We start from the raw sequence: 4,268 nt of genomic DNA, 5'->3' as shown, positions 1-4,268 counted from the left end.
CTGGCTGTGCTGCGACGTCATCTGCTACCCGCAGCGCCTGCTGCGGCTGGTGGAGGCGTGGCGGGCCAGCGGGCTGGCCAAGCGCTTCATCTGCACGCTGAAGTTTCAGGCCGAGACCGACCACGAGACCGCCCGCGCCTTCGCCGCCATCCCCGGCGGGCGGGTCGTCCACCTGTTCCACAACAAGCACGAGCTGACCTGGATCTGGCCGGGCGCTTGAGTTTGGGGGAAGAGAGGGGAGACACGGATGAACACGGATGCCGGCGAGGCCGGGCACGGATGAACACGGATGAAGAACGTTTTTTGTCTTTCCTATCCGTGTTTATCCGTGCGCAATCCGTGTTCATCCGTCTCTCAAAAAACCTCGTCCCACATCACGCCCGCCGGATCGCCATTTCGATGCTGGGGCGCATGATGGAGGCGGTGCGGTAGCCGATCTCCACCACCTCGGCGGCGCGGTCGAACTCCAGGATGCCGACGTGGCCCAGGCGCGGGGCGATCAGCACCTCCGGCGGTTCGCCGGCGAGGCGGGAGCGGGTGATGCGGTCCTGCATGATGTCGATGGAGCCGGCCATCACCTCCAGCACGTTGGGCGCCGTCCGGCGCGGCGACAGGATCTGGCTGGCCAGGAAGCGCGCGCGCTCGCTGTGCTTGCGGCCGAGCCACGTGGCGACCTGCTCCTTCAGGGCGGCGCGCGGCGCCTCGGGCGGGTTGTCCGGCACGGCGTCCTGCATGACCGGCGGCACCGGCGCGCCGTTGGCCAGCAGGCGGGGCAGGGCGGACATTTCCGAGTTGAGGTTGACGGCGATCACCACGTCCGCGCCCAGGGCCCGGCACAGCGACACCGGCACCGGGTTGACCAGCGCGCCGTCGACCAGCCAGTGCTGGCCGTTGTGCACCGCCGGGAACAGGCCGGGCATGGCGGCGGACGCGCACACGGCGTCCAGCAGCGGCCCCTCGCGCAGCCAGATCTCGCGCCCGGTCGCCAGATCGGTGGCGACGGTGGCGAAGGGCTTGGGCAGGGATTCGATGGGGACGTCGGTGTGTTCGTTGCGGAAGCGCTCGAACACCCGCTCGGCCGCGACGAGGCCGCCCTTGCGGAACGTCAGGTCGACGATGCCCAGCATGCCCAGCAGGCCCATGTTCTGCGCCCAGGCCTGCAGCGGGTCGAGTTGGCCGGTCAGGTAGGCCGCCCCCACGGCGGCGCCGATGGAGGTGCCGCACACCACGTCCGGCTGGATGCCGAGTTCGTCCAGCGCGCGCAGCACGCCGATGTGCGCCCAGCCGCGCGCTGCCCCGCTGCCCAGCGCCAGACCGATCTTCAAGCCCGTCACGACACGCCCCGCCTTGTTCTTGACCGTGTCCTTGACCGTATCTGGGTCTCGCAACGTCGCGTGGAAAGAGGGAGGGGCGGCGGAAGCGCCGCGGCGCCTTCGGGGTGCCGCCGACGGGGTCGCGAAAGTTTGCCGGGATTTTTCGGAGACCTTCTTGCGCTTTTCTTGTGGACGTGGCGGGCCGTGGCAATTTTCGGCGGGAAGACTTTTGCTGTTCGCGGCGTTAACCATGCATCAACTGCTTGCCCCGTACACTGGCCACAGTAAAGCAAAGTTCTGTGGCAGAGGTGAGGCCATGGCCCACGAGTTGAAGAGCTTCCGCAGGGATTGGCAGCGCTGGTCGCCGGTCGAGCGCCTTGCGGCGATCGTCCTCCTGGTGACGGCGACCGTGATCCTCGGCGGTCCGGTGACGCTCGGCCTGCTCTGATCAGGCGAAGGCGAACAGCGGCGCAGACAGGGCCAGCAGCCCGAAGGCGATCAGCACCGCGCCCGAGACGCGGTTGATCCACGCCATGACGGCGGGCGTCACGCGCCGGCGGACGGTTCCCACCCCGGCGCTCAGCATCAGCCACCACAGCCCCGACCCGGCGAAGACGCCGAGCACCAGCGCCAGCGCCTCGTCCATGCTCCCGCCCCCCTCGGCCAGTCCCAGCGCGCCGAACACCGCCAGGAAGCTGAGGATCGTCGCCGGGTTGGCGAGCGTCAGCACGAAGGTGGAGGCGTAGGCGCCGGCCAGCCCGCGCCCGGTCGCCTCCGCCGCCCGCTCCGCCGGACGGGCGCGCATTGTGGCCCAGCCCAGCCACAGCAGCACCGCCCCGCCGACGAGGCGCAGCGCCTCCTGCCAGCCCAGCAGCGCCTGCGACACGGCGGCCAGCCCGAAGCCGGCGACGGCGCCGTACAGCGCGTCCGCCGTGGCGGCCCCCAGCCCCGTCGCCAGCCCCATGGCCGGCCCCTCGGCCAGCGTGCGGCGGATGCACAGCAGGCCGATCGGCCCGACGGGGGCGGCGATCGACAGCCCGATGACCAGACCCTTCAGCAGGAACCACGCGGCGTCCATGGCCGATCACTCCACCGGCAGGAGGGGGGTTTCCTTGGGCGAGGACAGCGCGATCACCGTGTGCGAGCGCACCACGCCCGGCAGCGTTTTCAGACGGTCGGACAGGAAGCGTTCGAGGTCGGCCGTGGTCGGCACGCGCACCTTCAGCAGGTACGACCACTCCCCGGTCACGTGGTGGCACTCCTGCACGGCGGGGGTGCCCTGCATGGCGGCGCGGAAGCCGGCGTCGTGCTCCGGCCGCTCCAGCAGCACGTGCACGAAGGCCAACACGTGCAGCCCGACGGCGGCCGGGCTGACCCGCGCGCCGAAGCCGGTGACGGCGCCGGAGGCCTGCAGCTTCTTCAGCCGCTCGTTGACCGCCGACACCGACAGCCCGGCGGCGGCCCCGATCTCGGCGTAGGAAGCGCGCCCGTCGGCCTGGATGTACGCTATTATTTTGCGGTCATTATCGTCCATGACCGCGAATTTTGCCGAAATGGGTGCCTATGACAAGTGTTTTGTGTGGTCGTCCGGCTATGCGCCCTCCGCCCGGCACTGCAGGCCGAGGCTTTCGGCGGTGTTCGCCACGGCGGCGAGGCAGGGATCGGCGCGGTCGGCGGGGATGGAGACGGCGAAGCGGATGCTGTAGCGCCGCCCCTCCGGCACCGTCTGCGCGTCCAGGCGCACGATGTTGGCGCCGAACTGGCCGAAGATGTCCGACAGCCGCGCGATCAGGCCGGGCTGGTCGCCGCCCGACACCTCGACGCGGTGGGTCACCTGCCCCAGCGGGCCGGGGTTGGGGTCGTAGGTGAAGGGCTTCACCTCCACCTGCGCGCCGGCCAGTTCCGGCAGCGCCTTCAGCCCGGCGTCCAGTTCGGCGACGGGCAACCCGCCCGGCAGCTCGCACACCGCCGAGAAGTCCGCCCCCTGGCCCAGCGAGGCGAAGGTGACGTCGCGCAGGTTGATGCCATGGTCGAAGAGCTGCCCGGTGATCGCCGACACCAGCCCGACCCGATCCGGGCACACCACCGTCACCAGCGCGAGATTGGCCATTCCGTCCTCCCTTGTTTTTCGGGCCGGCATGATAGCCGCGCGGGGGCAGTGGGTGCAAAGGCGTGAAGGGGAGGGGCGGATTTCCTCTCCGATCAAGCGGATGCCATGGTGCTGGTTGGGGCCACAGATGCACACAGATGAACACAGATTTTCTCAGATCTCACGCTACGCCGCTGATGGACCGTTGCGCAGTGTTCATCTGTGTCTATCTGTGTTCATCTGTGGCTAAATATCCCTTTCCCCAGATCCGCAGCCCGCGAGGGAAAAGAGGCGCTTGCTCTCAACCAGGGGCACCTTGGTCCCTTGCCGACGCAACAATATGCTGAGCAGAACTGACACCGATTGGGCGCGGCTGGACGCCATGACCGACGCCGAAGCCCAGGCCGCCGCCGAAGCCGACCCGGACGCGCAGCCGTTGTCGCCGGAACGGCTGGCGGGCATGCGGCGGGTGTCACGGGTCAAGGTGCTGCGCCAGCGGCTTGCCATGACGCAGACGGAGTTCGCCGACGCCTTCCACCTGCCGGTCAGCACCGTCCGCGACTGGGAACAGCGCCGCAGCACGCCGGACGCGCCGGCCCGCGCGCTGCTGCTCGCCATCGAACGCGATCCGGAGGCGATGCGGCGCCTGCTGGCGCCGCCCTCCGCCGCCTGAGCGTCCTTTACGCCGCGGTCCCGCCCACGGTCAGGCCGTCGAGGCGCAGCGTCGGCTGGCCGACGCCCACGGGGACGCCCTGGCCGTCCTTGCCGCAGGTGCCGATGCCGGGGTCCAGGCGGCTGTCGTTGCCGATCATGGAGATGCGGGTCAGGCTGTCCGGGCCGTTGCCGATCAGCGTCGCACCCTTCAC

7 protein-coding genes and 1 pseudogene are annotated in these 4,268 nt (G+C 69.9%); 3 read left to right on the top strand and 5 right to left on the bottom strand.

Annotated elements, in window-relative coordinates; genetic code table 11:
- Nucleotides 1-220 (top strand): annotated as a pseudogene (locus VED21_RS36965) (hypothetical protein); the annotation flags it as partial.
- Nucleotides 221-374: 154 nt separating this feature from the next.
- Here the strand turns inward: VED21_RS36965 and VED21_RS36960 are convergent.
- Complete coding sequence (locus tag VED21_RS36960) at nucleotides 375-1,334, bottom strand: patatin-like phospholipase family protein (RefSeq protein ID WP_324891191.1); 960 nt, start codon at nucleotides 1,332-1,334, stop codon at nucleotides 375-377.
- 295 nt (nucleotides 1,335-1,629) lie between these two features.
- Here VED21_RS36960 and VED21_RS36955 point away from each other — a divergent pair, with 295 nt between their 5' ends.
- Entirely contained in the window at nucleotides 1,630-1,761 is a 132-nt protein-coding gene (locus tag VED21_RS36955) for a hypothetical protein (protein ID WP_324891189.1), read from the top strand.
- On the opposite strand, the gene VED21_RS36950 is transcribed toward VED21_RS36955, so the two are convergent.
- Genes VED21_RS36950 through VED21_RS36940 form a run of 3 tightly spaced genes read right to left on the bottom strand, consistent with a single transcriptional unit; the run spans nucleotide 1,762 to nucleotide 3,423 of the window.
- Nucleotides 1,762-2,391 carry a LysE family translocator gene (locus VED21_RS36950; protein WP_324891187.1) on the bottom strand — a complete coding sequence of 210 codons (630 nt, stop codon included), beginning with the start codon at nucleotides 2,389-2,391 and terminating at the stop codon, nucleotides 1,762-1,764. It lies immediately after the preceding gene.
- A 6-nt stretch (nucleotides 2,392-2,397) separates the two neighbouring features.
- Nucleotides 2,398-2,847, bottom strand: coding sequence for an Lrp/AsnC family transcriptional regulator (locus tag VED21_RS36945; RefSeq protein WP_324891185.1), 450 nt, complete (start codon nucleotides 2,845-2,847; stop codon nucleotides 2,398-2,400).
- A gap of 57 nt (nucleotides 2,848-2,904) precedes the next feature.
- Complete coding sequence (locus VED21_RS36940) at nucleotides 2,905-3,423, bottom strand: glycine cleavage system protein R (RefSeq protein ID WP_324891182.1); 519 nt, start codon at nucleotides 3,421-3,423, stop codon at nucleotides 2,905-2,907.
- A gap of 319 nt (nucleotides 3,424-3,742) precedes the next feature.
- Between VED21_RS36940 and VED21_RS36935 the strand changes: the two genes are divergently transcribed.
- Complete coding sequence (locus tag VED21_RS36935; RefSeq protein WP_324891180.1) at nucleotides 3,743-4,075, top strand: helix-turn-helix domain-containing protein; 333 nt, start codon at nucleotides 3,743-3,745, stop codon at nucleotides 4,073-4,075.
- A gap of 7 nt (nucleotides 4,076-4,082) precedes the next feature.
- On the opposite strand, the gene VED21_RS36930 is transcribed toward VED21_RS36935, so the two are convergent.
- Nucleotides 4,083-4,268: metallopeptidase TldD-related protein (locus VED21_RS36930; protein ID WP_324891178.1), on the bottom strand; the 186-nt coding region annotated here is incomplete at its 5' end.

The sequence above is a fragment of the Azospirillum sp. genome, from assembly GCF_035627195.1.
Classification (GTDB): domain Bacteria; phylum Pseudomonadota; class Alphaproteobacteria; order Azospirillales; family Azospirillaceae; genus Azospirillum.
Note: the sequence above shows the minus strand (reverse complement) of the source record. Positions and strands in the feature narration are given on the sequence as shown.

What these genes read in the sequence shown, in the direction of transcription:
- VED21_RS36945 (WP_324891185.1), bottom strand. Translation starts at nt 2,847, where the DNA reads ATGGACGATAATGACCGCAAAATAATAGCGTACATCCAGGCCGACGGG.
- VED21_RS36955 (WP_324891189.1), top strand. Translation starts at nt 1,630, where the DNA reads ATGGCCCACGAGTTGAAGAGCTTCCGCAGGGATTGGCAGCGCTGGTCG.
- VED21_RS36950 (WP_324891187.1), bottom strand. Translation starts at nt 2,391, where the DNA reads ATGGACGCCGCGTGGTTCCTGCTGAAGGGTCTGGTCATCGGGCTGTCG.
- VED21_RS36940 (WP_324891182.1), bottom strand. Translation starts at nt 3,423, where the DNA reads ATGGCCAATCTCGCGCTGGTGACGGTGGTGTGCCCGGATCGGGTCGGG.
- VED21_RS36935 (WP_324891180.1), top strand. Translation starts at nt 3,743, where the DNA reads ATGCTGAGCAGAACTGACACCGATTGGGCGCGGCTGGACGCCATGACC.